We start from the raw sequence: 26,463 nt of genomic DNA on the forward strand, positions 1-26,463 counted from the left end.
ATCCCCCACACCCCGGGAGGCCACACACAGGTGCGTGGCATCTACGACAACTCCAACATCTTCTGTGTTTAGTGCTTTTTGGAGTTCTTTCGAGATCTGCACGGTAAGTCGCTCCTGTACCTGCGGGCGCTTGGCATAATACTGAACAATCCGGTTAATTTTAGAAAGTCCAATCACTTTACCTGACGAAATATAGGCTACATGGACTTTGCCATAAATAGGCACAAAATGATGTTCGCAGTGTGAATAGAAGGTAATATCCTTCTCCACCAGCATCTGGTCGTATTTGTACTTGTTTTCAAACAGACGGGCATGAGGCTTGTTGTCCGGGTTGAGGCCACTAAAAACCTCTTTAACATACATTTTTGCCACACGCTTAGGTGTACCGTTAAGTGAATCATCGTTGAGGTCAAGCCCAAGGATGTTCATGATTTCTTTAAAGTGCCCTTCGATCTTCTTTATTTTTTCGTCATCACTCATTGCAAAGGCATCAGGCCTGAGTGGAGTGTCATACGAAGAAGTCACATGATCATCACCAAATTCGTCAACAAGGTCTTTTTCATGCTGGGTATTCAACAAAATTTCTTTCGGTTTCATACAATCTGATTTTAAGGTCTAAACTATGGTCCAACTCCTTCCGAAGAATATTGTAGATGACCACGGCAATGTTTTCAGCAGTTGGGTTCAAATCTTTGAAGTGCTCTGTATCCAGATTAAGGTTCTTATGATCAAACTTTCGGATCACCTTATCCTTTATAAGGTCACTCAGCTTTTTCATATCATAGACATAACCGGTAACAGGGTCAACCTCACCAATTATCTTTACGAATAACTCATAATTATGGCCATGATAATGAGGGTTATTACACTTGCCGAAAACAAGGTCGTTTTTTTCTTCACTCCATTCCGGATTATGCAATCGGTGGGCAGCATTGAAATGCTCTTTTCTAAATACAGCTACTTTCAAATTTATACAAAGGTTATTTCATTCGAACTGCTAAGCTCGCTAATGAATGTTATAACATCAAGTTTAACAAAAAGTTCCTTGACTTAAACAAAGCGCAAAATTACGAATTTTGCAGGGCTAAAAGTACCTTTCTGATAAGAAATGAAAATCAAATACCTCCATGTCCAGGGTTAGGGTCAGTTCATGAGTGTTAAAGCTTGATCCTACCGATTTTTCAGTAGGCACTTCAAATATGTAGCCGAAACGGAAGTTGTCATTGATATTGAGCTGGGCCAGGAGGCCGTAGGTTTGAAAATTTCTCGATATAAGACCTACTGTATATTTATCCCTGAATATTAAGCTGGCGTTATAATCAACAGATAAGGGAGCATCGGCAACTCCTTTGAGCAGAATTGATGGCTTCAAGGCAAAATCTACCCCGACATGATAAACATAACCTGCCGCCAAGTAAAAATGCCGTTGATATACCTGGGTTTCGATATTGCCGAATTCCTCTTTGGTCTTGATCATCCGTGGGATAGACAAGCCCACATAATATTCTGGCCCTTTGAGAGCAACACCTGCTCCGATGTTGAATTTGGAGAAGCTTTCATTGCCGGTAAATACCGGATCGTTTGGGTCTTTTACCAGTAATTCGTCGTTGTTTTCTTTCAGATTTAGCACACCGGCCTGCATGCCAAACGAGAAGGCACTTTCCCCAAACTCTATTTTATAACTACCGGTAACATTAAACTGGGTTGTAGTGGTTGCCCCCAGCTCATCCCTGACCAGCAAGATTCCTCCGCCTACTTTATTTTCAAAAAAGGATGAATGCGCACTCAAAGAAGTTGTGTTCGGAGCGCCTTCTAAACTGGTCCATTGGGCCCGGTGACTGAGAGAGGCATTCAAGACATTGTTAATGCCGGTATATGCCGGGTTGATCACCAGTGGGTTGTTAATATACTGAGCATATAGCGGATCTTGCTGGGCTTCCGACTGATTGTACATCCAGCATAGCATAAAGACGAATGGTAAAAGCTTCTTCATAATTATTTCTTAATAACTAAATAGCCGGTATATTCTCCCTGAGGGGATTCTATTTTGTAATAGTATGTTGCTGATGGTAGATCATCCAGAAGGTTGTTTTCCTCACTTACATAATTGTTAAGTGTTTTTACCAGGTCACCCCACCGGTTGTATAGCTCTATTTTGTTTGGGGAGGAAATTTTAAAGATCTCCCACCAGTCATTTAACCCGTCATTATTAGGTGAGATGGCATTGTAAATAGTTAATTTGGATGGTATGGGGTCTTCAACCGGGGTTACATTGACTTCTACCGTTACAGGTGTTGGTGTAGTGTTGTCAAAGTCAGTGGCCGATATTTCGATGGTCCGGGTTTCAGAGCCAGGCTCATCTCCGGTATTGACAAAGGTAACTGTTCGTAATGCCGCCTGGTAATCAGCCATGGTGGCATATCCGCTTAATGATAGTACACCACTTGAAACATCGAAGGTCCCGGTGATTGCTCCCTGAGGTGTAAATGCCAGTGAGTCAGTTCCTGATAAGTAGTTATTCGTTATCGCAATGCGTGCACCGATAATGTTGTCATTCGTATCATCTGAAATGACCAGTGATGGAGCCAGTACAACAGGCGGGTCTCCTTCCGTGAACGACTGCGAAGTCACTCCCGGGGCGATCTGCGGAGGCTGGTTTTGATTTTCAAAGAACCTTACTTCTCCATAATGGTTTCCTACGTGAGCATCAAGATCACCATCCTCATCGATATCTGCAAAAGCAGGGTCGGCGTCTTTGCCTACATCAAAGCCATCAAAGGGGTTTGATGCTCCCAAAGCTTCACTGAATGCTCCATTTGTATTGATAAAGAATCTGATGGTGCCATCTTCCGGAATAAAATCACCCGAATAATCATTATCACCCACACCAATTACAAGGTCGTAGTCGCCATCATGGTCAAGGTCAACCAATTCCGGCCTGGCAAAATTTGTGTATGGCGTAGTGATCAGGAATATGCCATCAAAAGGGTTATCTGTTCCGGTCCTTTCGGTAAAGGATGGTGCGCTGATGTTCCCTGTATTTTCAAAATACCTGAGCCGTCCTTCTTCCCTGCTGCCCAAAACCAGGTCATAATCGCCATCGAGATCCACATCGCCAAAAGTAGGGGAGAACGACTGGTTTTGAGTGGTATCAGCTATAAGCGGAGACTGCAGTTCCAGAGCATTGTTGTCATTATTTTTATAATAATGTAGAAAAGTCTCTCCCGGATAAGTATAGCGGTTTTCCACGCCCAGTAACATATCGGCGTCTCCGTCATTATCCAAATCAGCCAGTGCAGGGCTAAACTTGAAAAGGAGGTTCTCGAAGCTTTCCTTAATTGGACTTGCCGCTCCACTTACCTGGTTAAATTTACCATCGTTGTTTTGGAAGTACTTCAGGGAGTCATTGGAATATTTGCCGCCAATGATCACATCTATATCTGTATCAAAATCAAGGTCAGCAAATGCAGGTGAAGCGTTATAGCCAATTTGCAGGCCCACAAACGGGTTGGCAATATCAAATCTTTCCACAAAGTTGGGAGCAGACGCGCTTCCGATGTTTTCGAAATAGCGTAACCTGGTATAAGGGCCACTTCCTGCTATTGCATCAAAATCTCCATCGTCATCAAAGTCAGCAAATTCAGGAGAAGCATTTGAACTGAGGTTAATACCATTAAATGGGTTGTTTGCACCGGTTACTTCCGAAGGAAAGTCCGGGGTTGTACGATTACCGGTGTTTCTGAAAAAACGAATGTTACCACTGGCATCTCCTACAAACATATCCTTATCTCCATCATCGTCAATATCGACCATAGCCGGAGCGGCCAGGTCTAGTGTGCCTCCAAATTCAGGATTGACAATGGAAACCGGATTTGAGGAGCCTGTTTCTGCAGCAAATTGAGCTACCGGCAAGGAACCGTCATTCCTCCAGAATTTAATAGTTTCTCTATAGCTTGAATAGTTAGTATTCCTTGATCCGCCGACAAATACATCCAGGTCGCCATCGTCATCTATATCAGTGAATGCCGGATGACTATGGTAGCTGTCCGAAAACACATTGTCCATCGGGTGCTCTCCGGTTGGTAATGTAAATACTGGTTTAGTGGCTGTGCCGGTGTTTTCATAATAGCGGACATTAGGAAAAGGGGAGAAGGGATACTGATAGCTTTGACCAATGATCAGATCAAAATCCCCATCTTTATCCAGGTCGGCAAAAGAAGGAGTTGCAGCATAACCCACATCGATGCCACTGGCAGGATTGTCTGTAGAATACTGTTGAACAAACAGAGGTTTTGAGGCAGTGCCGTCATTCCTTAAGAAGGCAATTGAACCGAAATTTGTTCCTATAAAAACATCCAGATCACCGTCATCATCTATATCAACAACAGCAGGGTGCTCACTTCCAAAAGTAGATATTTGAATTGATGGTAAAGGATTTTTTTGTTCGTTAGGGACAAAAGGCCCCAACTGCTGAGCGTTTACATCAGATAAACTGAGGGACATCGCTAAACTTCCTGATGCCAGGGCGAGTTTGAGTTGCCACTGTAAGGAGGAAAGTCGTTGTTTTAGCTTATCGATCCTTTGAATGATCTGGCGCTGTTTCTTTTCGGAGTATTCGTAGTACAGACCAGATTTAAGGCTTTTTCGAAATCTTGAGCGGTATTTTTTATACTTATCAAGTGTATGTCGATAGAGAATGTGAAGGTGGTTATCCATAAAGCCTCTATAAATGATGTTACGATTAAAAATGTAAGGTACAAAAATTATCAACATGTCCTTACTGTTGTTTTGTAATTTTTAAGGTTTAAAATTTAATTATTACAATGTGTCGACAAATAATGGAAAGTAAGGGCAATATATTAACTTTGACGACTTTAGAAAGATTGGATGGCTATGGCAACTATGAATATCTTGTTCAAAAATGTTTGGGAAAAAGACCTGGATCTTAAAGAGCGGGTAAAGAAGTTTTGGAATGACCTGAATGCCTTGCCTGATAATGTTAGTATCGAGGATCGCGCACGACAATTGGTCTTTGTGGCAGTGGATGAAGACAAGGTAATTGGTGTAACCACGGCCCATCGCGCAAGGATTCCAAAGCTTAACAATAACTACTTTTATAACTTTAGGACACTTGTGCATCCCAGGTATCGAATCCCGGGATTGGTAGATAAGTTAGCCGTGCTGACACGGGATTTTCTGGAGACGCTTTATATTTCAGGCCAGTCGGATTGTATCGGACTAATCACAGTTATTGAAAATGAACAACTCAAGCAGGAAAGGAGGGAGGCTGTCTTTCCGAGTACAAAAATGTTTTTTATAGGACAGACCAAAGCGGGTCACCATATCAGGCTTTATTACTTTAAAGGAGCCAAGATCTGATGGCTATACCCTGCATGATAAATGCTTCAGCGTTCTGATAGATAAGTTGTCATTCCATTGTAGGGTATGATCAACAATACTATATGTAGGATATACTTCAAGAAACCTTTGTATGGCCAATGCCCCCTGGCGTTTGGCCAGCCAGTCTCCAAGGCAAAAATGTATTCCGCTCCCAAAAGCCAGATGGCGATTGGGTTGGCGTGTTATATCAAGTATGTCAGCATTTTCAAAGTGGCGGCTGTCCCGGTTGGCGCTGGCGAGGCATAGGGTAACGGTATCATTTTGCTTTATACAATGTCCCCCCAGTTCGATGTTTTCAGAAGCGATTCTGCCCAGCAAATGAACAGGGCCGTCATACCTCAGAAGTTCGTCAATGGCATTGGGCATAAGTTCAGGATTCCCGGCAAGCGTGTTTAATTGACTGGGGTATTTTGATAGGGTCAGAAGACTGGTACTTACTAATCCTATGGTGGTTTCCTGACCGGCTATGAAGAGAAAAATAAACACAGAAATAAGGGCATCGTCGGATAAGGGTTCTCGCTCCGAGGCGTTGGCTACTATCAATTTGCTGATCAGGTCATTATCAGGTCGTTGTTTTTTGATGTCGAGTAACTCTCTGAAGAATGAAATGAAGTCTCTGGCGGCGGAATCAATGCGCACCAGGTCTTTAAAGCTGTTGTACAGGTTGAGTATTTTTACCAGGTTATTGCTAAGAGTAGTAAGGTGCTGGTAATGCTCCATGCTGATGCCCATGATCTTGCAAATAGTCATATTAGGCAACGGTCTTGCAAAGTCTTCTACGATATCGAAAGTATTGTCCTCACTTTTGATGTTTAGCAGAGAATCAACATTTTCAAGAATGGTCTGGTCCACCTCTCTGTCATTCCACACTGATGTAATGAGTTTCCTGATGCGGGTATGTTCGGGAGGGTTAATGAGTAATAGAAATGAAGTGATGGCAGAGGCGATAGCCGATAAGTCCTGATCCTTGCTTTTGAAGTAGGTAATACCACGGTTGATCCACTCCAGTTTGTTGCCAGACCTGAACCTCGGGTCCTTCAGAATAGTTTTGACATCGGCATACCGGCTGATGATCCATTCACCGGTCTGGGATTTATAAACCGGGGCCTCCCGCCTTAAGGTTGCGTACATAGGAAATGGATTCCGAATATTCTCCTGGTCAAGTGGTGCCCAAAGATTCATGGTTGACGAAAATTTTCATCAAAGATTTGTGATGCCAATAACCGTAACGTGGGGTAATCCCAAAAGTATAAGGGGCTGATCGTTACGTTATATTCGTTTTCCACCTTTTCCAGGAGGTAAATCGAGCTTATGGAGTCCAGGCCGAACTGGTGGAAGCTCTTATCTTCGTCAATGGACGTGTCAGGTATCCTGGCCTCGGCAGCTACCACTTTTTTCATAAAGGTCACAATATCGTGAGGGGACTGCGGTCTGGTCATATCAATCATCATTTTTTAAAGCCCAGAAATCCCCGACAGGTGATGTTATGGCTACTTTGTGATTGGCACTTTCGTGATTCAGCAACCCCGGGCGCCTGCTGCCGGCCATAATCTTCACATCATATATTTCCTCAACACTGTTTTCGTATTTGATGTGCCCTGCAATTCCTGCTGTAGGTAGATGAAGTATTATTATGCCGCAAAACAACGACCTTTTGGCAATGGGCAGGTCACGGAATGCTGAGCTGTTTTCCCTTAATTTGGACAGGCCTATAAAAAGGTAATCTCCATGCCTGACCATGCCTCTGACAAAGCCGTCAAACTTCTTGATTACATCATATTTGCCGGTATGAGTATCTATCTTAATCAGTTCGCCGGTGGCGGATAGCAGTGCGAACAGTTCGCCTTCGTAAATCCTTGGAGAGTGTGGCATGGCGAGGTTATGGCTTATGATTTCATTGCTTTCCACATCAATGATCACACCCCCATTTGCTTTGTTTACGCGCCAACTTTCGGGAGTGGTTCCGTCTCCCAATGCGCTTACAAACTGAGGAGAGCCATTGTGCATCGCCAGTCCATTGAGGTGGCAGAAGTCACTGGGTTCATAAGTGGTGACAAAAGATGGTTTCCACACCGGCTTAAAACTGTAATCTTCATCTAACGTTACGAGGCAGGAAAACAAGGTATTGACTGCCCACAGTTTACCATCTACCCATTCCAGGTCATGAATGTCAATGGCTCCGGAGTAGTACGTAACACGGGGTAAATACAGTGCATCGTAGGTATTCGGCTGTTTTGGGTAGTTGGGAGCCATTTGTGGTGAATTGGCGAGTATTATGACCTCGTCTTTCGTTGCAACAGCCATTTTCTTCCCTTCGAAAGCCATGCCCATAGGCTTCTGAAAATTACGGGGCAGTTGTACCAGGTTATTGTCATTTACAGCGCTGATCAGGATAACCTTCCCTGCCTGATAGGTGCTGATGGCTATGGTGCAGTTTAGCTGGTTAAGTAATTCAGGTACGTTAGGAGAGTACGAGCAGGTAAATGGAGGTAAAGGTTTACTCATGTTAATCTGTTCATTCGATAGCATAATCTTACAAGTGTCTAAATCCGTCTCGTTTGCTCATCGATTTTGTTCAAATATTCAATATATTGTCACTACAATTACCCGGAGTTATCGAAGTATCACTTTTAAGCTGTATTCGGCTTTCGGGCTAATTATTTGTCAAAGTAGTAATTATTTACAAATAAATTGAAAAACCTGTGACTAGAAGACTAACTCTGTTTATAGCTATCGTTGGAGTAGCTTTTGCCTGTGATCAAACTGCTGAGTATGTACCTGAAAGGAACTTTGAGGATAAACAACAGCAGTTGCTGTCCGAATTTATCATGGCTGATGACAGCTCGGTCATCGAGCTGCCGGCCGGGCAATTCCTCTTTAGTGGAAGCCTGATACTGGAAGGGAAGAAGCATGTGACCATCAAAGGTCAGGGAATAGATAGGACTATATTATCCTTCAAGAACCAGAAGGAGGGCGCGGAAGGTATAAGGGTCGCCAACTGTGAGAACATCACCATCGAAGATCTCTCTATTGAAGATGCTGCCGGGGATAATATTAAAGTTACCGATACGGATGGCATTACTTTCAGGAGGGTGAAATCTGCCTGGACAGGAGAGGTGACTGAGAAGAACGGGGCTTACGGACTCTATCCGGTTATCTGCAAAAATGTGCTTATAGAAGATTGCATCGTGCTGGGTGCCAGTGATGCCGGTGTTTATGTAGGCCAGTCAGAAAATGTGATCATACGTAATAATGAAGTTTACTGGAATGTAGCAGGGATAGAAAGCGAAAACTCTGAAAATGTGGAGATCTATGATAACGTAGCTTACCACAATACAGGCGGCATACTTGTTTTTGACCTGCCCGGCCTAACGCGTTACGGAAAGAATATCAAAGTGTACAGGAACAAGGTGTATGAAAACAACTTTGAGAACTTTGCCCCTGCGGGTAATATCGTAGGTGTAGTGCCCAAAGGTACCGGAATGATCATACTGGCTACTGAGGGTGTGGAGGTGTACAACAATGAAATCACCGATAATAAGACCATAGGAATTGCCATAATTAGCTATGAACTGGTCGCTGCTATCTCGGAAGAAACATCGGGAGAGGCAGAAGGAGAGGGGTCTGCCCAAACGGTCAATGATAACTATAAGCAAGACAAAAACTATAACCCTTACCCCCGAAGGATCTATACCCATGACAATAAAATAGAGTCATCCTATTGGCTGCCTGCCCTGAATAATGATTTTGGGAAACTTTTTGTCTTCAATTTTGGGTTTTCTTCACCAGACATTGCCTGGGATGGTATACGGGCAGAGGCTTATTTCTCCGAAGATGGTGCCATTAACGAAGAGTATAAGATTTGCATTCAGGAGGATGAGTCGGTAAAAACTACCGATCTGGACGCAGCAAATGATTTTGATGACCTTAAAACTTACCCGGAAGAATTTAATTGTAAAATAGAAATATGAAGTTATTAGTGGGACTGGCCCTTGGGCTCATGGTATTGACATCATGCGGAAGTGAAGTGGCTGATACAACAAAAAACGGAGAGCAAAAAGCTCCGGTGGCTGACGTGGCAGCATGGCAAATGCCTGATACTGCCAGCTATGCCAAATATGGAAAAGCAAAACTCTCGGACTACCATTTTTTTGAGGGAAAACTGGCAAACCTGAACCCTGCCGACCGTGTTTTTCCATATGATATCAATAGTCCGCTATTTACTGACTATGCCCTGAAAAAAAGATTTATTTACCTTCCCGAAGGTGCTGAGATCACCTATAATAGTGATGAGGTACTTGAGTTTCCCGTAGGTTCAGTTCTGATCAAAAATTTCTATTATTCAGATGAGCAACTTACAGAAGGTGAAGGAAAAATTATAGAGACGCGGCTCCTGATCCATGAGGGTAATGGCTGGAAAGCGCTGGCCTATATCTGGAATGACGAACAGACGGATGCTTTCATCGAAATAACAGGAAAGAAAGTGCCTGTACAACTGGCAGCTCAGGGAACTATCGACTATTCGGTACCCAACATGCTTCAATGTAAAAGCTGCCATGATCGCAATGGAAAAATAACGCCCATCGGCCCTTCTGCCAGACAACTGAACAAGCCTGCTGGTGACGGCGATAATCAACTTACCAAACTGGTGAACCAGGGCTGGCTAAAGGGGGCACCACCTGCCGCTGAATGGCCTCAGTTAATACAATGGGAAGATGATGCCGCAAGCCTTAATGAGCGGGCCAGAGCCTATCTGGAGATCAATTGCGGACATTGTCACCGAAATGATGGACCTGCCAAGAACTCCGGCCTTGACCTAACCACCAAAGCTCATGAGGCACATGCTATGGGTATTTTCAAAGCACCGGTCGCGGCAGGCAAGGGGAGTGGAGGCCTCAAATACGATATTGTGCCCGGTCAGCCTGACCAGTCTATTCTCATTTATCGCATGCAATCCAATGACCCGGCTATTATGATGCCGGAGCTAGGCCGTAGCATTGTACACGAAGAAGGTGTGGAGCTGATCAAAAACTGGATTCAGCAGCTTGAGAAGGATAAGGTGTGATTTTATAGTGGTTTGCGGTGAAGTGGCCTTCGGGTTCTGATATTATGATCTCATTTGTCTGAATTAATTGTGGGCACTTCTAAAAAATTTTGCCGGATTTAGCCAATAAGTTAGCTGATTTCATTTCTTTTGACAAGCATTTGGATAACTTTGGTTGAACACTAATCGCTATACAAGTGACATTTGAAGGTATAAAGGATCAGCTTGAGAAATATTCGTCCGAAGGCAAGAAGATGTTTACCACATCCTCTTTTCAGTCTCATAGTATAGTCCTGTTGCACATCATTAGCAGGATCAATAAAGAAATACCGGTAGTATTTATCAATACGGGCTATCATTTTCCGGAGACCGTAGAGTTTAAGGATAAAATAGCGCAGGAGTTTGGACTCAACATTACCGACCTCAGATCTAATACCCCTAAATTCATGCAGCGGGGTGCTGACGGCAGGCTTCTTTTTACATCAGACCCTGATCATTGCTGCTACCTGAACAAAACCCAACCTGTGGATGCTTTGCTGATGCAGAATGATATCTGGATCAATGGCGTAAGGGCAGACCAGAGTGCTGTGCGCAAGGCTATGAAAATTGAACAACCCGCTCCGCACGGGGCTATCCGCTTCCACCCGATGCTGGACTGGAATGCTAAAAGGATATACCAATACCAGAAAGAATATAACTTACCCAAACACCCTCTCGAAAACTCCGGCTACCTGAGCATAGGTTGTGAACCATGCACCCGTAAGGTTGACCCAGAAATGATGGAGAGGGAGGCCCGCTGGTATGGAATGAACAAAACGGAATGCGGGCTGCATACTGATTTAGTTAAATAAACAGAGAAGATGACAAATATGGTTTGGTTACATCAAAACTATGTTTGTCGGACTACTTTAAATACTTAGTTAGATGAAAATTTTGATCACTGGAGGTGCCGGTTATATAGGCACTGAGCTGGTAAGCGTGCTTACGCAAAGGGATGATGTAGAGGAAATAATAGTTTACGATAACCTTAGCCGTGCAAATTACAACCTGTTTTTAGGGCATACCTTCAATAATCATAAACGGGTTACTTTTGTGAAAGGGGAACTTCTTGATTCCCGTCATCTCAAGAAGGTCTTGAAAGGCGTAGATGTTGTCTATCACCTTGCGGCTAAAGTGACCACCCCATTTGCCAATACTGACCCTCACTTCTATGAGCAGGTAAACCATTGGGGAACAGCGGAGTTGGTATATGCCGTGGAGGAAAGTGATGTTAAAAAGTTTATTTTCACTAGTAGTACAGGAGTTTATGGCTCTTCTAAATCCTCAGTTGAGGAGGAAACAGTACCAAATCCCAAAACTTTTTACGGGATATCCAAAATGCGGGGTGAGGAGCATGTGGGGCGCCTAAGTGATAAGGTAGATGCCTATATTTTCAGGTGTGGCAATGTATACGGCTATAACAGAAGCATGCGGTTTGATGCCGTGATCAATAAGTTTGTGTTTGAGGCCAATTTTTACAAAAGGATCACTATTCATGGTGACGGAAGGCAACACAGATCTTTCATACATATTGAGCATGTGGCGCAGGCACTGTCACACGTGCTGGATGGCCCGCTTCAGCCTGGTGTTTATAATTTGGTAAACAGGGACTTGCAGGTGCTGGATATTGTGGATACCTTGAAGCAGATGATCCCGGAGCTTGAGTTTATTTTTGTAAATCAACACCTTAAATTGAGAGAACTTCGGGTACAGCCTAATCAGGTTTTGAACAAAGCTTTGTCTATGCCTGAGCCTTTGAGCCTGATGGAGGAGCTTAAGCATTTCCAAAGCAGGTTCTCATTTTAAGATGTAACATAAAAAAACGACCTTGTGTTAGTTAACCGTTAACTCATTAAACAATAGTGCATGGAAATACCTTTGCTGCAGGACATCATAGTCATACTAGGCCTTTCAGTGGTTGTTATCCTGATATTTCAAAGGTTAAAGCTACCGACAATACTCGGTTTTCTCATAACAGGTGTTGTGGCAGGGCCACATGGACTCAGCCTGGTGGAGGCTTCACATGAGGTAGAGATCCTGTCCGAGATCGGAGTTATCCTGCTGTTGTTTATTATTGGCCTGGAGTTTTCTTTAAAAAGCCTTGCAGCCATTAAAAAGGCGGTCTTTCTGGGAGGTAGCTTTCAGGTTTTTGTCACCATAGCAGTAGCCTCATTGATTGCATATCTGATGAACTACTCGCTTACAAAGGCTATTTTTATAGGTTTCCTTTTTTCTTTAAGTAGTACTGCCATTGTTTTGAACCTCTTGCAAAGCAGGAGTGAGATCAATAGCCCTCACGGTAAAATATCCCTGGCTATTTTGATCTTTCAGGACATCATTGTAGTGCCTATGATGTTGCTGGCCCCTATACTCTCTGGGAAGACCGATGATGTAGCCTTCACCCTGTTGTCTCTGGCACTAAAGACACTTCTGGTCATAGGTCTGGTAATACTTGCCGCCCGGTATATTTTCCCAAGGCTCTTGTATGAAGTAGCTAAAACCAGAAGCAGGGAACTTTTCATTCTTACAATTGTCGTGTCCTGTTTTGCTGTGGCATGGCTTACATCAAGCATCGGATTATCCCTTGCCCTGGGAGCATTTATTGCAGGACTTATCATTTCAGAATCAGAATATAGCCATCAGGCGACCAGTCAGGTGCTGCCTTTCAGAGAGATATTTACCAGTTTCTTCTTTGTATCGATTGGCATGCTTCTCGATGTCACCTTCTTCTTTCAGCATCTTTTGCCGATCCTTGGTTTTACAGTCGTAGTTTTCCTGGTCAAAGGACTTATTGCCACACTTGCCGGAGCGGCTTTAAAGTATCCCCCAAGAGTTTCTATTTTAACAGGATTGGCACTTTTTCAGGTGGGAGAGTTTGCCTTTATCCTTTCCAAGGTAGGCATCGAGAACGGCCTGATTGATCCGGAAACCAATCAATATTTTTTGTCAATCTCCATACTTTCAATGGGCATTACGCCCCTGGTATTTATGGCATCCGGGAGTATTATTAACCTGTTTTCAAGTACGCAGCTATCCAGGGGACTGGCAAAGTTCAACTACTGGAATGATGTTGAGGGCAATCCTGATGTAGAAAAGGCCATGAAGGATCACATTGTGATCATTGGGTATGGAATCAATGGCAGAAATGTGGCAGCGGTAGCAAAGCGGGCAAACATTCCCTATGTGATCATAGAGATGAATGCCGAAACGGTTAAGACAGAAAAGGCCAAAGGTGAACCTATTCTTTTTGGAGACGCCATTAGTCCCTTCATTCTGGAGCATGTTGATATATGGAGTGCCCGGGTGGCGGTAATAGCTATTTCTGATCCGGCTGCCAGTAAAAAAATTGTAACTGCGATCCGAGACATTTGCAAGACAGTTTATATTATACTGAGGACAAGATATGAGACAGAGGTAGAAGGTATACTCAGGCTTGGGGCAGATGAAGTAATCTCTGAGGAATTCGAAACCTCTATTGAAATATTCACACGAGTACTTAATAAATATCTGGTACCGGAAGAGGAAGTTGAAAATTTTGTGGGAGAGATACGTAGTGATAACTATCAAATGCTAAGGCCAAAAGGCACATCTGCTGCCAGCCTTCATATTCCAAACCTTCGTATCAGTTCCCTTTCAGTAAAGCAATCTGATAACGACGTCGTCGGCAGAACACTGGAAGAGTCAGACATAAGGCACAAGTTCGGGATCACTGTAATCGCTATTCAGCGTAATGGAGACTTCCTGGTCGACATTACCAGGGAAACCCAGGTGCTACAGGATGATATCATTTTTATTATGGGTACCCCGCAATCCATATCTGAGTTTAATAAGCAGGTCAGACTTTAGTCTGGTTTGGCCTGTAACCAAATCCCAAATATCAGGTAATACTATTGTACCTGATCACTTTTAATGGTCTTTTTCGATCATTATCTGTTCCATACTGTACAGTCTTCCGGTATATATCTGCCAATTCTTCGAAATAGGGCCGGAAGTTAAATTTGGTATCAATTTTGGAATGGGTGATTATGAATCAGATCAGACAGTAACAACAGAATAACAACAACACAAAGGTCAAAACAATTATGAACAAGGAAAACTTGAGTTACAGGTTCTACGACGAAGGACTTGAACTGCTTTATGAAGCCCATATCCATAGAGGGCAGCAAAAGAAGGATAGTAAGTTGGAAGAATTGCTGGAGAAAAGCAGTTTCTTTTTGGAAGTGGGTAATTTGTCTTGCTATCGGGTGATGCCCAAGGTTTGAAGGTGCTAAAGATCAACTGAAATTTCCCGGAAGGCGCTGATGGTAATAGGAAAAAGCAGCTAGCAAAATGGAATAGCGTGGGTTACTGATTTTAAGTGGTAAGCTTTACGGCTTAATGCAAAAAAAAGCTGCCCGAAATAAATAGTATATTTCAGGCAGCTTTTGATGGTTATTTGTCCCTGTTAGCAGTATTCGTTGAATACTTCTACCAGGTGATTTCCTATCATTTCTGCAGTTCTACCCTCAATATGGTGTCTTTCAATAAAATGAACCAATTCACCATCCTTAAACAAGGCTATTGAAGGAGAAGAAGGAGGATAGGGGAGTGTATATTCCCTTGCTTTAGCCACCGCACTTTGATCAACTCCGGCAAATACCGTAGTCAGGTGATCAGGCTTCTTTGAACTTTGCTCAACAGCCCACTTTACACCAGGCCTTGCGGCGCCGGCGGCGCATCCGCAAACCGAGTTGATCACAAGCAGCGAAGTGCCTTTCAGGTCTTTCAAATGATTATCAACTTCCTCGGCAGTTTTGAGTTCAGTGAATCCCACTGAAGTCAAATCTGTTCTCATAGGTGCTACTAATTCTTCTGGATACATAATGTAGGTATTTTGTATTAGTGTAGTATTTTGTTTGCAATAATTTTACAGGAACCCTAACTCAAGTTTAGCTGCCTCAGACATCATTTCCTGAGAGTATGGTGGATCAAAAGTGATCTCAACATTCACATCATTAACACCTTCTATTTTCTTCACACTTTGCTCCACTTCCGTAGGGATTGATTCCGCTGCCGGGCAGTTAGGAGAGGTCAAAGTCATCAATATATAGACGTTGTTAACCGGGTGGATACTTATTTCATAAATAAGGCCCAGTTCGTAGATGTCAACGGGTATTTCCGGGTCATATACAGTTTTAAGTGCTTCCAGCACCTTGTCCCTGAGTGTTACTTCTGCTTCTTTATTTTCCGTTTGTTGACTCATAAAATTTATCTTTTATGCTTCTGCTTTACTTTTAAGGGCGAGGGCATAAAGCTTCATTTGTTTTACCATAGCTGCAAAGCCATTAGACCGCTGTGTACCTATAAAACGATCCATTCCAATTTTCTGGGGGAAAAACAGTTCTGTATTAATAATGTCATCCGGCGTCTGGTTGGATAAAACACGTACCAGAAGACTAACCAGACCTTTGGTGATAGCCGTGTTGCTATCAGCCAGATAACTTACCTTACCATCATTCAGTTTGGCAGTAAGCCATACTTTGGATTGGCAGCCTTTTACAATATTGTCTTCTGTCTTGTCCGCTTCGTCCATTTCAGGTAATTTCTGGCCAAGCTCCATAATATAGAAATTGGTCATTTCCTGATCTCCGTCCAGAATGGAAAACTCCTCTATAATTTTATTTTGAACTTCTTCTATTGATTCGGTCATGTAAAGTTTACTTCATGAATTTTACAATTCTCTCAAGCCCTTCAACCATTCGGTTGATCTCTTCTTTCGTATTGTAAACGGCAAATGAGGCCCGGACAGTTCCTTCAATTCCAAACCTGTCCATCAAAGGCTGTGTACAATGATGTCCTGTTCTTACAGCCACTCCCCGGGCATCCAGCATTTGACCGATGTCGAAATGGTGAATACCTTCCACTACAAACGAAAGTACACTTACTTTGTTGACAGAAGTACCAATGAGGCGAATATCTTTTACAGATGAAATAGCCTCAGTAGCATACTTTAACAGTTCTGCTTCATATTTAGCCATGGCAGGTTTGCCTGTGCTGTTTACAAACTCAATGGCAGCCTTAAAAGCCACTACGTCAGCGATATTGGGTGTCCCTGCTTCAAACTTGTATGGGATGTCGTTATAAGTAGTGCCCTCGAAGCTAACATCTTTGATCATTTCCCCACCGCCCTGATACGGAGGCATGTCTTCAAGTAGCCTGCGCTTACCATAAAGTGCACCTGTACCGGTAGGGCCATAGAATTTGTGTGCTGAAATGGCATAAAAGTCGCAATCCAGTTCCTGCACATCAATAGCCAAATGTGCAGATGCCTGCGCTCCGTCAATCAATACAATGGCGCCAGCGTCATGAGCAGCTTTTATAATGTCTTTTACAGGGTTTATAGTACCCAAACTATTGGAAGCATGGTTAACGGCAACAATTTTCGTTTTACTGTTGAGCAGCGAGAAGTACTGGTCATAGTCCAGCTCTCCATTTTCCTTTACGGGAATAACTTTGATGGTTGCTCCCTTTTCTTCCGCCAGCATTTGCCACGGAACAATGTTGGAGTGATGCTCCAGCCCGGATACAATAATTTCATCACCTTGCTTTACATTTTTGCGACCATAAGTGGCCGCTACAAGGTTGATCGACTCTGTGGTGCCTTTGGTGAAAATGATTTCTTCACTTTCTTTGGCATTCAGGAAGGCTTGGAGGGAAACACGTGTGGCTTCATAAGCTTTTGTGGCCTTCTCTGCCAGCGTATGGATACCACGATGTATATTGGCATTGTACCCTTCATAATACCCGGACAAGGCCTTAATTACAGCGTTGGGCTTTTGTGTTGTTGCTGCATTGTCGAAGTAGGCCAGAGGCTTCCCGTTGATTTCCTGGTGTAGTACCGGAAATTCACGGCGAATGGCCTCTATATCCAGTGTTTTCAACGTTTCCTGACTTATTGCAGACATATCAGAAGTCTTTATGTAATCTTTCGGAAATTAGATTTTCAAGGTAATTTTTCAATGGCTCAAGCTTAACATTCTCAAGTACATCCGTGGCAAAAGCATAAAGCAGGAGTACTCTGGCTCTTTCTTTACTTATACCACGCGATTGTAAGTAGAACATTGCCTCTTCGTCAAGCTGGCCTGTAGTACAGCCATGCGAACATTTAACATCATCAGCCCAAATCTCCAATTGTGGCTTTGAGTTGATGGTAGCCTCATCGCTCAGCAGAATGTTTTTGTTGGATTGGAAGGCATTTGTCTTTTGAGCTGCCTGCCTTACGTACACTTTGCCGTTGAATACACCGTGTGACTGGTCTTCCATAATGCCTTTATACAGTTCATTGCTGAAAGAGTTAGGCTTGATATGATCAACCACAGTGTGGTTGTCTACATGGGTTTTACCGTGTAGCAGGTAAAGGCCGTACATATGTGATTCGCAACCTTCCCCATCAGAGGCTATGTTCAGGTTGTTTCTGATCATTGCTCCATTGAGGGTAAAGGTATATGCAGAAAAATGGCTCGAACGTGCCTGCCATACCTGAGTGGTGCCTACATGAAATGCAGAGTCCCTGTTATTCTGGATCTTGTAGTAATCAATATGTGCATTTTCATTTACTACAATCTCAGTAACAATATTCGTAAAGCTCGCAGAGTCTCCAATAGTGTTAAATACTTCAATAAAGGAAGCCTGACTGTTTTTACCTGCCACAAACAGATTACGTGGCTGATTATAGGACTTTTCCTCCTGGGCATCGTTGAAGAAGTATAGCGCTATGGGCTTTTCAACCACTTTGTTGTCAGGAATATGGATAAAAGAACCATGCTCAGCAAAAGCTGTATTAAGTGCGACAAAGGCATCAGAATCATAATCCGCGTACTTGGCGAAGTAAGACTGTAACTCTTCCTTGTTTTCTTCCGAAGCAGAGCTGAAATCTTTTACCAGAAGCTGGTCTTCAGGACTTACAATTGTGGAAAGTTCAGAAGAGTAAATTCCATTGATGAATACCAGCTTGTTGGTATCCATGTCAGGAAGAAAATGATTATTAATTAAATCAGAGCTTATATTTCCCGGATGAGCAGGGGAGGAGAAGTCAAAGTTTTTCCTTAGCGTCTTATTAAGGTCAGTAAACTTATACTCTTCATTTTTTGAGGTAGGTACACCCAGTTTTTGAAAGGCACTGATAGCTTCTTTTCTTACTTTGTGTACCGGCAATGCACTGGCTCCGTTAATTCGTGATTCCAGCGCCTCAAAATTGTCAATAAACTCTTTTTCTAAACTTATATCTTTAGTGGATTCGCTCATATTGTTGCCAGTATTTTTTACGCTGTAGTAGTATCTGCTTCTTCTTTGATCCAGTCGTACCCTTTTTCTTCCAATTCAAGGGCAAGTTCTTTACTGCCGGATTTCACAATCTTACCTTTGTAAAGTACGTGTACGTAATCAGGAACGATATAGTCAAGAAGCCTTTGGTAGTGGGTTACTACAATTGTAGCATTGTCTTTGGTCTTTAATTTATTAACCCCATTGGCAACAATACGTAGGGCATCAATGTCCAGACCGGAATCTGTTTCATCAAGTATGGAAAGCTTTGGCTCTAACATGGCCATCTGGAAAATCTCGTTACGTTTCTTTTCTCCACCTGAAAAGCCTTCATTCAGCGAACGGCTAAGGAGCGCCTGATCGATTTCTACCAGTTTCATTTTTTCTTTCATCATAGTGAGGAAAGATACAGCATCAAGTGGTTCAAGGCCTTTGTGTTCACGAACCTGATTAAGGGCTGTTTTTAAGAAGTTGGTAGTGCTAACACCGGGAATTTCTACAGGATATTGAAAAGCAAGGAATACACCTTCACGTGCTCTTTCTTCCGGGGCAAGATCCAGAAGGTCCTGGCCCAGGTAGTCAACTTCGCCTGCAGTTACTTCGTACTCTTCACGGCCGGCTAGTACAGATGCCAATGTACTTTTTCCGGAACCGTTTGGTCCCATAATGGCATGTACTTCTCCGGGCTTTACTTCCAGGTTGATACCTTTAAGTATCTCTTTTCCCTCAATTGATGCGTGTAAGTTCTTAATGCTTAGCATATTCAGTTATTCAGTTTACAATTGTCCGTTCACGGTTACAGTTTACAGTTTACAGTTCTTAGTTCACTGTTTTTGGTTCACCGTTGACAGTCAGTTGTTTACAGTTATTAATTATTCAGTGTTGTTTTTTGTAAAATATTCAGCGTCTGATTCATTGGCGTATTTAAACAGTGAACCATGAACTAGCCCACACTACCTTCTAAGGTTAGTGCCAGAAGTTTTTGTGCTTCTACGGCAAACTCCATAGGTAGTTGGTTGAGCACCTCTTTACAGTAACCATTTACGATCAGTGCAACGGCTTTTTCTTCATCAATACCTCTCTGGGTACAGTAAAAGATTTGATCCTCACCAATTTTTGATGTAGTAGCTTCGTGCTCTATCTGTGCCGATTTATTTTCAATGTCTATGTACGGGAAGGTATGTGCTCCACATTTGTCTCCCATAAGCAGTGAGTCACACTGAGAGAAGTTACGGGCGCCATCAGCTCTTTTCATTACTTTCACCTGTCCGCGGTAACTGTTTTGAGAATATCCGGCAGACACACCTTTGGATACGATCCTGGACTTGGTATTCTTGCCAATGTGGATCATTTTAGTTCCGGTATCAGCTTGCTGCCTGTTATTGGTTACCGCTACCGAGTAGAATTCACCTATTGAATTATCTCCTTTTAATATACAAGAAGGATACTTCCAGGTAATGGATGAACCGGTTTCTACCTGAGTCCATGAAATCTTTGAATTATCTCCGGCGCAGATGCCTCGCTTGGTCACAAAGTTATATATACCACCTTTTCCTTCTTTATCACCAGGATACCAGTTTTGCACGGTAGAGTACTTCACTTCTGCATCCTTTTTAGCATATATTTCCACAACTGCTGCGTGAAGTTGGTTTTCATCTCTTTGAGGAGCTGTACAACCTTCAAGGTAGCTTACATATGAGCCTTCCTCGGCAACGATTAATGTTCTTTCGAACTGTCCAGTGTTTGCAGCGTTGATCCTAAAGTATGTTGAAAGTTCCATAGGACAACGTACCCCTTTTGGAATATAGCAGAATGATCCGTCAGAAAACACGGCAGAGTTAAGTGCCGCAAAGTAATTGTCACTGGTTGGAACAACAGAGCCGATGTATTTCTTTACCAGTTCAGGATGCTCCCTTACGGCTTCACTGAAAGAACAGAAAATAATGCCCATTTCAGCAAGTTTATCTTTGAAGGTGGTAGCAACTGATACGCTGTCGAGAACAGCATCCACGGCCACACCTGTCAATCTTTTTTGTTCCTCAAGTGATATACCCAGCTTTTTAAAGGTCTCGAGAAGCTCCGGATCTACTTCGTTAAGGCTTTTGGGCTTAACCTTCTGCTTGGGAGCAGAATAGTATATAATGTCCTGATAGTTGATATCCGGGAATTTAACATTGGCCCATTTAGGCTCTTTCATTTTAGTCCATGCCCGGAAGGCTTTTAGTCTCCATTCAAGAAGCCATTCCGGCTCTTCTTTTTTTGCTGAAATGAAGCGTACAATATCTTCGTTCAGGCCTTTTGGTGCCTGATCTGCTTCGATATCTATATTCCAGCCGTGCTCGTATTCCTTCGAGGTAAATTCTTCTAAAATCTGGTTGTCTTTACTCATTCCGGTTATTTAGACTAATTTCAAATTACTATGCAAATGTACAACAAAATTTGTACTTTAAGGTTCCTGATTAAGAAATTTTGGCATTGAAAAAGCCTATCAAACGATAGTGTAAATCAATTACTTCATGTCAAGTTGAATGCTTCTGTTGATACTCTCTTCCAGGGAGATCATAGTGTCTGTTCTTACAATGCCTTCCACACGCTGAATCTTATCATGAAGTACGTCTTTTAAATGCTGCGTGTCTTTGCAGTGTATTTTGGCAAACATGCTATAATTACCTGTAGTATAGTGGACATTGACCACTTCCTGGATTTGTTTGAGTTCGGCTATCACTTCATCGTAAAGGGCGCTTTTGGAGAGGAAGATGCCTATAAATGCTGTAATGTCATAGCCAAGTTTGGTGTAATCAAGCTTCAGGGTGGTACCTTCCACAATTCCCATATCCTCCAGCTTTTTCATGCGAACGTGTACGGTTCCTCCTGAAACAAACACCTGTTTGGCTACTTCGGTGTATGGTTTTTTGGCATTTTTTAGCAAGATCTCTAATATTTTGAGATCTATATTGTCAATTTCATAATTAGCGGGCATGAATCAAAGTGTTAATTTTACATTTCTTAATTGAAAAACAATAATATTAAAAATATTGTAAATAAACATCTGTAAGTTTGATATTTTTTTAAAAAATGAATCCTTTTTCTACCTTTGAAATGTCAAACAAACACACTGTAGGGTGTTGAAACTGGCAGACAAGCCCTCCGGTCTCGAGGGTGGAGAGTTCGGGATAAATTCCTTTAAGCATCCAATAGCAATGGGAACTAACCGCTTCGTGGAGGTTCGAATCCTCCCCCTACAGCAAGTTTCTTTAAGTTTAGGTTTATTGGAAAAAAGATGGTTTCATGTACGGGCCATCTTTTTTCTTTTAACCAAACAAAATTCTTTTCTACGAGCAACTACACCATTAAAGTGTTAGTCATGCATAACTTTTTGCCTGTTCTGTTCTGATATTCGCTATTTTTTTGCAATATTGGTCGCGTAAACCAATAAATTTTTATTAATGAGCGAGTTTCCCTGGGTGAAGAGATACCCCAAAAATATTCCTGCAGAGATCGGTGAGATAGAGTATAAGTCTCTGGTTGAGATGTTTGAAGATTCATTTGCGACAAATTCGGGTAAGGAGGCTTTTGAGAATATGGGAAAGGCCATAACTTTTAAAGAACTCGACATTTTATCACGAAATTTTGCTGCATATCTTCAAAACAAACTTAATCTAAAGAAAGGTGATACCATTGCCCTTCAAATGCCTAACCTGCTACAGTACCCTGTGGCATTGGTAGGTGCTCTCAGGGCCGGCCTGATAGTGGTAAATACCAATCCTCTTTATACACCCCGTGAAATGGAGCACCAGTTTAAGGATGCTGGGGTTAAAGCGGTGGTTATTGTTGCCAATTTTGCATCGAACCTGGAGAAGATCATAAAAAATACTTCTATCCAGCATGTGATAGTAACGGAGTTGGGCGATATGCTGGGAGGGCTGAAAGGCAGTATTGTCAATTTTGTGGTTAAGTACATCAAAAAAATGGTACCTGCTTTCAACCTGCCAAAGGCCATCAGCTTTAAACAGGTGCTAAAAGAAGGAGGTAGCCTGGAATACAAGAGGCCTGAGATGGGCTCTGAGGATCTGGCCTTTTTACAGTATACAGGAGGGACTACAGGTGTTTCCAAAGGAGCCCAGTTGTCTCATCGCAATATCGTAGCCCATACACAGCAGATCAAGCATTGGTTTGCTCCTCTACTGGAAGAGGGAAAAACCGAGTTGATGATTACTGCAATTCCTTTATATCACATTTTTGCCCTTTCTGTAAATGGCATTTTCATGCTTAGGATTGGTGCTAAAAATGTGCTGATCACCAACCCCAGGGACATGAAAGGCTTTGTGAAGGAATTGAAGAAGCATAAGTTTACTTTGTTTACAGGCGTTAACACCTTGTTCAACGGGCTGCTCAACCAGCCGGAGTTTCAGGAGGTTGATTTTTCATCCGTAAAAGGAGCAATTGGCGGTGGAATGGCTGTTCAGGATGCCGTAGCCAAAAAATGGGAACAGGTAACAGGCGGTCCCTTGGTGGAAGGTTATGGCCTGAGTGAAACTTCTCCCGTGCTATCGGTCAACCCGCTGGATGGTACTCATAAAATGGGCACAATCGGCCTGCCGGTATCCAGTACCGAAATGGCTTTGTTTGATGAAGATGGTAATAAACTAGGTAAAGGAGAAGTAGGTGAGATTTGCGCCCGCGGCCCTCAGGTAATGCGGGGATATTGGAAACGGGAAGCAGAAAGTGACAAAGTATTTTTTGAGGGAGGCTGGTTCAGGACAGGCGACATGGGCCAGATGGATGATGAAGGATTCTTCAAAATAGTGGATAGAAAGAAAGATATGATCAACGTTTCGGGCTTCAACGTTTACCCTAATGAGGTTGAAAACGTTGTAGCAGACCATCCTAAGGTACTTGAGGTAGCTGCTATTGGTGTTCCTGATCCGAAATCCAATGAAGCGGTAAAGATCTTCGTTGTTAAAAAGGACCAGTCGCTGACTGAGGAAGAGCTGGATGCTTTTTGTGATGAAAATTTAACAGGGTATAAAAGACCTAAGCACATTGAGTTTACCAATGAACTCCCTAAGTCTAACGTAGGCAAAATTCTGAGAAGGGAACTGCGGGAGCAGGAAGTAACGAGTCCTAAATAAGATATGTGAGTAAAAAGGCGGAATGCTGTTTCCCTTTGTTGTTTTGACGGGAAACAGCATTTTTATTTTATGCCAATATTAAAAATCTTTCTATTGTGACTGCGTGCCTTGACATCATGCTTTATTAGATTTAGTTTTGCGCGTCTTTTAACCTGCATGTTTTGACCTCGATAAATAAATCCCGACTTCGCGTTTTCATAGATGAAAACCCCCTGAGGGCTATTCTTTTGGCTGCATTGGCTTTAAGGCTTCTGGCTGCATTCTTTTCAAAAGGATTTGCTTTTCATGACGATCATTTTTGTGTAATCAGGGTGGCCAATAGTTGGGCTGAAGGTATACCGCAATGGCTTCAGGGCGAGCATCCCCCAAAGCACAGCATGGTTTATGCAGGGGCGAATGCCATACTTATGTGGATAATGGGAGCTTTAGGTGTTATTGATCCTGAAGTAAAGGCTACTGTACTCAGACTGGTGCATGCTCTATACTCGATGCTTGCAGTATATTTTGGATATAAAATAACAGAGCTTATTTCCAATAAAAGGAATGCCATACTTGCCGGATGGATATTAGCACTGCTATGGTTTATGCCTTACCTCAGTGTTAAATATCTGGCAGAGTTGGTTTGTGTACCCCCTGTGCTTGCAGGTTTTTATGTAATCTTAAAAGCGGAAAGAAGTAATGAACGGAAATGGACTGCCTGGATATTGGCGGGAGCTTTATTCGGTCTGGCTTTTACCATCAGGCTTCATATAGTGCTGTTTGCCGGTGGTCTGGGATTGGTGCTTCTTTTTAGAAAACAGTGGCTTGAAAGTATACTGTTCACATTAGGTTTCCTGCTATTGACCTTCGTGTTGATTGGCATTCCTGACATGTTGTTCTTTGATTATCCTTACCAGTACGTAGTAGACTATTTCATATACAACAGCGAAAATGCCTACAATTACATCACCGGTTCTCCATTTAAGTTTTTGATCACTACGTTTGGCTTTTTAGTGCCGCCTGTTAGTGTCTTCCTGATGTGGGGCTATATCAAAACCTGGAAAATTGAGCCAAAGATGTTCCTGGCTGTGCTTATTTTCTTTTTGGTACACTCTTTTTTCCCTAACAAACAAGAGCGTTTTCTTCTCCCCATGTACCCTTTGCTGATTATTTTGGGTGTAATAGGCTGGAATAATTTTAAAGACCGCTCACGCTTTTGGGAAGGTCATCAGGCTTTATACAAAGGGCTATGGAAGTTTTTCTGGATCATTAATATCATTGCAGCATTGGCCCTGGCGCTCACTTTTACTAAAAAAGACAGGGTTGCCCCACTGTATTACCTTTCAAAACAGGACGATGTTAAGGCGGTGATCATTGAAAGTGAGCGGGGTAAGGTGAAGCAGCCACCGGTTTACTATCTCGGGAATAATTGCGCTGACTTCGACGAGATACAGAATGGTGAACTTGGTTTTGATCAGTTTGAGGCTCAGAAAAGGTACATTGATCCGGAATTTATAGTAACGTTTAATCTGGGTAAGGACAAAACCATAGAGGAGCTGGCTGAGGAGATAGCCAGTACGGGTAAACAACCCAATTATGTGATTTTTAAGGGAGATCAGGATTTCGAGACCAGAATGAACAGGGTAAAGGCGTTCTTCCCAGGGCAGCAATTGGTGCTAATAAAGGAAATAAAGCCTTCAACCTTTGATCTATTACTTCACATTTTAAACCCCAGAGTGCATCGCAACATGATGGCACGCATCTACAGGGTAGAGTAGTTATTTTTTAAAGTTGGTTTTCCAGGCCAGGCCTGCACTGTAGAAAAAGTCCGGGGCATTTTCGTTGAGTGGTAGACCTACTGAAGTGTCCAGTTGAAAGCTGCTACTCACAAGGTAAGTCAGGCCTGCATCAAAGCTATGTGTGGAGGGAATATCCGTCGCGAAATAGCCGAATATCTCAGCAAATGCCCCTACCTTATCAGAGATGGAAACACTAAAGGCTGACGAGTAAGCCCATGTAGTTTCCCTTGAGTCATCCCAGTCAGCTCCAAACCCGTGGGACCACGAATACCGGTCGTTAAACACGTGCTCGAACAGTAGCCGGCCTCCATAGTTTATCTTTTCACTTTGGAACTCTTTCTTGGCAGGTTCAGGAAAGGAAACAGCAGTTGCTAAGCTTATTCTGGGGATCCAGAAATTTTGGTCAATTAACTTCAGCTTTGGGCTTAGTACCAGGGGCGTTATTCCTGACATGCTGTTTTCGATGTTGAATGCTTCGGTTTTTATTGTCAGGTAGTTCGTCAGTAGTCTTATTTCCAGCCAGTCAGCCAGTCCATATTTGATATTGAGGTTAGGAGAAGTGATGGTTTTAAATTCAATACCTTCTGATTCATACCGGGTATTCATATAGCCCATTTCAATTTGAAAAGTACCGGGAGAAACTAGCTTAACAGCATCGGTAGTAGTGGGCCTGTCGGTAAAGATGGTTTCCTGAGAAAAAGCCAGATGGGCAGTGAATAAGAATAGAATAGGTAAAAAGTGTTTCATGGGGTTCGGTTATTTATATTCG

Annotated in this window: 25 protein-coding genes; 9 read left to right on the forward strand and 16 right to left on the reverse strand. The window is 42.7% G+C overall.

The genetic code is table 11. From position 1 onward, the window contains the following. From folE to E1163_RS19150, 4 genes are all read right to left on the reverse strand, one after another. On the reverse strand, window positions 1–597 hold a 597-nt coding region (folE, locus tag E1163_RS19135; RefSeq protein ID WP_155174070.1), incomplete at its 3' end, for a GTP cyclohydrolase I FolE. Further along, window positions 560–967 carry a 6-pyruvoyl trahydropterin synthase family protein gene (locus E1163_RS19140; protein ID WP_155174071.1) on the reverse strand — a complete coding sequence of 136 codons (408 nt, stop codon included), beginning with the start codon at window positions 965–967 and terminating at the stop codon, window positions 560–562. The genes folE and E1163_RS19140, both read right to left, overlap by 38 nt. A gap of 117 nt (window positions 968–1,084) precedes the next feature. Further along, on the reverse strand, window positions 1,085–1,993 hold the full coding sequence (locus E1163_RS19145; protein ID WP_155174072.1) for a PorP/SprF family type IX secretion system membrane protein: 909 nt from the start codon (window positions 1,991–1,993) through the stop codon (window positions 1,085–1,087). Window positions 1,994–1,995: 2 nt separating this feature from the next. Next, window positions 1,996–4,773, reverse strand: a complete 2,778-nt coding sequence (locus E1163_RS19150; RefSeq protein WP_155174073.1) for an FG-GAP-like repeat-containing protein — start codon at window positions 4,771–4,773, stop codon at window positions 1,996–1,998. A 120-nt stretch (window positions 4,774–4,893) separates the two neighbouring features. On the opposite strand from E1163_RS19150, the gene E1163_RS19155 reads away from it, so the two are divergent. Beyond that, entirely contained in the window at window positions 4,894–5,379 is a 486-nt protein-coding gene (locus tag E1163_RS19155; RefSeq protein WP_155174074.1) for a hypothetical protein, read from the forward strand. 3 nt (window positions 5,380–5,382) lie between these two features. Here the strand turns inward: E1163_RS19155 and E1163_RS19160 are convergent, their stop codons facing one another. Genes E1163_RS19160 through E1163_RS19170 form a run of 3 tightly spaced genes read right to left on the reverse strand, consistent with a single transcriptional unit; the run spans window position 5,383 to window position 7,905 of the window. Further along, on the reverse strand, window positions 5,383–6,582 hold the full coding sequence (locus E1163_RS19160) for a cytochrome P450 (protein WP_155174075.1): 1,200 nt from the start codon (window positions 6,580–6,582) through the stop codon (window positions 5,383–5,385). Continuing rightward, window positions 6,579–6,839, reverse strand: coding sequence for an acyl carrier protein (locus E1163_RS19165; RefSeq protein WP_185156143.1), 261 nt, complete (start codon window positions 6,837–6,839; stop codon window positions 6,579–6,581). Before E1163_RS19165 ends, E1163_RS19160 begins: the two co-directional genes overlap by 4 nt. Before the next feature lies 1 nt (window position 6,840). Further along, a complete protein-coding gene (locus E1163_RS19170) occupies window positions 6,841–7,905 on the reverse strand; it encodes a TIGR03032 family protein (protein ID WP_155174077.1) in 1,065 nt (354 codons plus the stop codon). Between the two features lie 197 nt (window positions 7,906–8,102). Between E1163_RS19170 and E1163_RS19175 the strand changes: the two genes are divergently transcribed. From E1163_RS19175 to E1163_RS19200, 6 genes are all read left to right on the forward strand, one after another. Further along, window positions 8,103–9,371 (forward strand): parallel beta-helix domain-containing protein, encoded by a 1,269-nt coding sequence (locus tag E1163_RS19175; protein ID WP_343033887.1) that lies wholly within the window; start codon window positions 8,103–8,105, stop codon window positions 9,369–9,371. Continuing rightward, window positions 9,368–10,465 carry an SO2930 family diheme c-type cytochrome gene (locus tag E1163_RS19180; protein WP_155174078.1) on the forward strand — a complete coding sequence of 366 codons (1,098 nt, stop codon included), beginning with the start codon at window positions 9,368–9,370 and terminating at the stop codon, window positions 10,463–10,465. Before E1163_RS19175 ends, E1163_RS19180 begins: the two co-directional genes overlap by 4 nt. Before the next feature lie 176 nt (window positions 10,466–10,641). After that, window positions 10,642–11,295 (forward strand): phosphoadenylyl-sulfate reductase, encoded by a 654-nt coding sequence (locus E1163_RS19185; RefSeq protein WP_343033888.1) that lies wholly within the window; start codon window positions 10,642–10,644, stop codon window positions 11,293–11,295. 73 nt (window positions 11,296–11,368) lie between these two features. Then, the gene (locus tag E1163_RS19190) at window positions 11,369–12,289 is read left to right on the forward strand and encodes an NAD-dependent epimerase/dehydratase family protein (RefSeq protein WP_155174079.1); all 921 of its coding nucleotides are present in this window, start codon (window positions 11,369–11,371) and stop codon (window positions 12,287–12,289) included. Window positions 12,290–12,349: 60 nt separating this feature from the next. After that, window positions 12,350–14,329, forward strand: a complete 1,980-nt coding sequence (locus E1163_RS19195; protein WP_155174080.1) for a monovalent cation:proton antiporter family protein — start codon at window positions 12,350–12,352, stop codon at window positions 14,327–14,329. Window positions 14,330–14,565: 236 nt separating this feature from the next. Continuing rightward, on the forward strand, window positions 14,566–14,745 hold the full coding sequence (locus E1163_RS19200) for a hypothetical protein (protein ID WP_155174081.1): 180 nt from the start codon (window positions 14,566–14,568) through the stop codon (window positions 14,743–14,745). 182 nt (window positions 14,746–14,927) lie between these two features. Here E1163_RS19200 and E1163_RS19205 read toward each other — a convergent pair whose 3' ends face one another. From E1163_RS19205 to E1163_RS19240, 8 genes are all read right to left on the reverse strand, one after another. After that, on the reverse strand, window positions 14,928–15,344 hold the full coding sequence (locus E1163_RS19205; protein ID WP_155174082.1) for a BrxA/BrxB family bacilliredoxin: 417 nt from the start codon (window positions 15,342–15,344) through the stop codon (window positions 14,928–14,930). Between the two features lie 45 nt (window positions 15,345–15,389). Next, window positions 15,390–15,725, reverse strand: a complete 336-nt coding sequence (locus E1163_RS19210; RefSeq protein ID WP_155174083.1) for an SUF system Fe-S cluster assembly protein — start codon at window positions 15,723–15,725, stop codon at window positions 15,390–15,392. A 12-nt stretch (window positions 15,726–15,737) separates the two neighbouring features. After that, window positions 15,738–16,172, reverse strand: coding sequence for a SufE family protein (locus E1163_RS19215; protein WP_155174084.1), 435 nt, complete (start codon window positions 16,170–16,172; stop codon window positions 15,738–15,740). Between the two features lie 7 nt (window positions 16,173–16,179). Continuing rightward, on the reverse strand, window positions 16,180–17,427 hold the full coding sequence (locus E1163_RS19220) for a cysteine desulfurase (protein WP_155174085.1): 1,248 nt from the start codon (window positions 17,425–17,427) through the stop codon (window positions 16,180–16,182). Between the two features lies 1 nt (window position 17,428). Then, on the reverse strand, window positions 17,429–18,766 hold the full coding sequence (gene sufD / locus E1163_RS19225; protein WP_155174086.1) for a Fe-S cluster assembly protein SufD: 1,338 nt from the start codon (window positions 18,764–18,766) through the stop codon (window positions 17,429–17,431). 17 nt (window positions 18,767–18,783) lie between these two features. Further along, window positions 18,784–19,545: a Fe-S cluster assembly ATPase SufC gene (gene sufC / locus E1163_RS19230; RefSeq protein WP_155174087.1), complete on the reverse strand. Its 762-nt coding sequence runs from the start codon at window positions 19,543–19,545 to the stop codon at window positions 18,784–18,786. Between the two features lie 182 nt (window positions 19,546–19,727). Beyond that, window positions 19,728–21,173, reverse strand: a complete 1,446-nt coding sequence (gene sufB / locus E1163_RS19235) for a Fe-S cluster assembly protein SufB (RefSeq protein WP_155174088.1) — start codon at window positions 21,171–21,173, stop codon at window positions 19,728–19,730. A gap of 120 nt (window positions 21,174–21,293) precedes the next feature. Next, window positions 21,294–21,764 carry an Lrp/AsnC ligand binding domain-containing protein gene (locus E1163_RS19240; protein WP_155174089.1) on the reverse strand — a complete coding sequence of 157 codons (471 nt, stop codon included), beginning with the start codon at window positions 21,762–21,764 and terminating at the stop codon, window positions 21,294–21,296. A gap of 466 nt (window positions 21,765–22,230) precedes the next feature. Here E1163_RS19240 and E1163_RS19245 point away from each other — a divergent pair, with 466 nt between their 5' ends. After that, entirely contained in the window at window positions 22,231–23,916 is a 1,686-nt protein-coding gene (locus tag E1163_RS19245; RefSeq protein WP_155174090.1) for an AMP-binding protein, read from the forward strand. Between the two features lie 161 nt (window positions 23,917–24,077). Then, the gene (locus tag E1163_RS19250; protein WP_185156144.1) at window positions 24,078–25,673 is read left to right on the forward strand and encodes an ArnT family glycosyltransferase; all 1,596 of its coding nucleotides are present in this window, start codon (window positions 24,078–24,080) and stop codon (window positions 25,671–25,673) included. Here E1163_RS19250 and E1163_RS19255 read toward each other — a convergent pair whose 3' ends face one another. Beyond that, window positions 25,674–26,441 carry a transporter gene (locus E1163_RS19255; RefSeq protein WP_155174092.1) on the reverse strand — a complete coding sequence of 256 codons (768 nt, stop codon included), beginning with the start codon at window positions 26,439–26,441 and terminating at the stop codon, window positions 25,674–25,676. Window positions 26,442–26,463 lie beyond the last annotated feature (22 nt).

It is taken from the genome of Fulvivirga kasyanovii (genome assembly GCF_009711405.1).
Classification (GTDB): Bacteria; Bacteroidota; Bacteroidia; order Cytophagales; family Cyclobacteriaceae; genus Fulvivirga; species Fulvivirga kasyanovii.

What these genes read in the sequence shown, in the direction of transcription:
- E1163_RS19145 (WP_155174072.1), bottom strand. Translation starts at nt 1,993, where the DNA reads ATGAAGAAGCTTTTACCATTCGTCTTTATGCTATGCTGGATGTACAAT.
- E1163_RS19190 (WP_155174079.1), top strand. Translation starts at nt 11,369, where the DNA reads ATGAAAATTTTGATCACTGGAGGTGCCGGTTATATAGGCACTGAGCTG.
- E1163_RS19195 (WP_155174080.1), top strand. Translation starts at nt 12,350, where the DNA reads ATGGAAATACCTTTGCTGCAGGACATCATAGTCATACTAGGCCTTTCA.
- E1163_RS19200 (WP_155174081.1), top strand. Translation starts at nt 14,566, where the DNA reads ATGAACAAGGAAAACTTGAGTTACAGGTTCTACGACGAAGGACTTGAA.
- E1163_RS19215 (WP_155174084.1), bottom strand. Translation starts at nt 16,172, where the DNA reads ATGACCGAATCAATAGAAGAAGTTCAAAATAAAATTATAGAGGAGTTT.
- E1163_RS19150 (WP_155174073.1), bottom strand. Translation starts at nt 4,773, where the DNA reads ATGTTGATAATTTTTGTACCTTACATTTTTAATCGTAACATCATTTAT.
- E1163_RS19245 (WP_155174090.1), top strand. Translation starts at nt 22,231, where the DNA reads ATGAGCGAGTTTCCCTGGGTGAAGAGATACCCCAAAAATATTCCTGCA.
- sufD (WP_155174086.1), bottom strand. Translation starts at nt 18,766, where the DNA reads ATGAGCGAATCCACTAAAGATATAAGTTTAGAAAAAGAGTTTATTGAC.
- sufB (WP_155174088.1), bottom strand. Translation starts at nt 21,173, where the DNA reads ATGAGTAAAGACAACCAGATTTTAGAAGAATTTACCTCGAAGGAATAC.
- E1163_RS19160 (WP_155174075.1), bottom strand. Translation starts at nt 6,582, where the DNA reads ATGAATCTTTGGGCACCACTTGACCAGGAGAATATTCGGAATCCATTT.
- E1163_RS19180 (WP_155174078.1), top strand. Translation starts at nt 9,368, where the DNA reads ATGAAGTTATTAGTGGGACTGGCCCTTGGGCTCATGGTATTGACATCA.
- E1163_RS19165 (WP_185156143.1), bottom strand. Translation starts at nt 6,839, where the DNA reads ATGACCAGACCGCAGTCCCCTCACGATATTGTGACCTTTATGAAAAAA.
- E1163_RS19220 (WP_155174085.1), bottom strand. Translation starts at nt 17,427, where the DNA reads ATGTCTGCAATAAGTCAGGAAACGTTGAAAACACTGGATATAGAGGCC.
- sufC (WP_155174087.1), bottom strand. Translation starts at nt 19,545, where the DNA reads ATGCTAAGCATTAAGAACTTACACGCATCAATTGAGGGAAAAGAGATA.
- E1163_RS19240 (WP_155174089.1), bottom strand. Translation starts at nt 21,764, where the DNA reads ATGCCCGCTAATTATGAAATTGACAATATAGATCTCAAAATATTAGAG.
- E1163_RS19170 (WP_155174077.1), bottom strand. Translation starts at nt 7,905, where the DNA reads ATGAGTAAACCTTTACCTCCATTTACCTGCTCGTACTCTCCTAACGTA.
- E1163_RS19210 (WP_155174083.1), bottom strand. Translation starts at nt 15,725, where the DNA reads ATGAGTCAACAAACGGAAAATAAAGAAGCAGAAGTAACACTCAGGGAC.
- E1163_RS19255 (WP_155174092.1), bottom strand. Translation starts at nt 26,441, where the DNA reads ATGAAACACTTTTTACCTATTCTATTCTTATTCACTGCCCATCTGGCT.
- E1163_RS19155 (WP_155174074.1), top strand. Translation starts at nt 4,894, where the DNA reads ATGGCAACTATGAATATCTTGTTCAAAAATGTTTGGGAAAAAGACCTG.
- E1163_RS19205 (WP_155174082.1), bottom strand. Translation starts at nt 15,344, where the DNA reads ATGTATCCAGAAGAATTAGTAGCACCTATGAGAACAGATTTGACTTCA.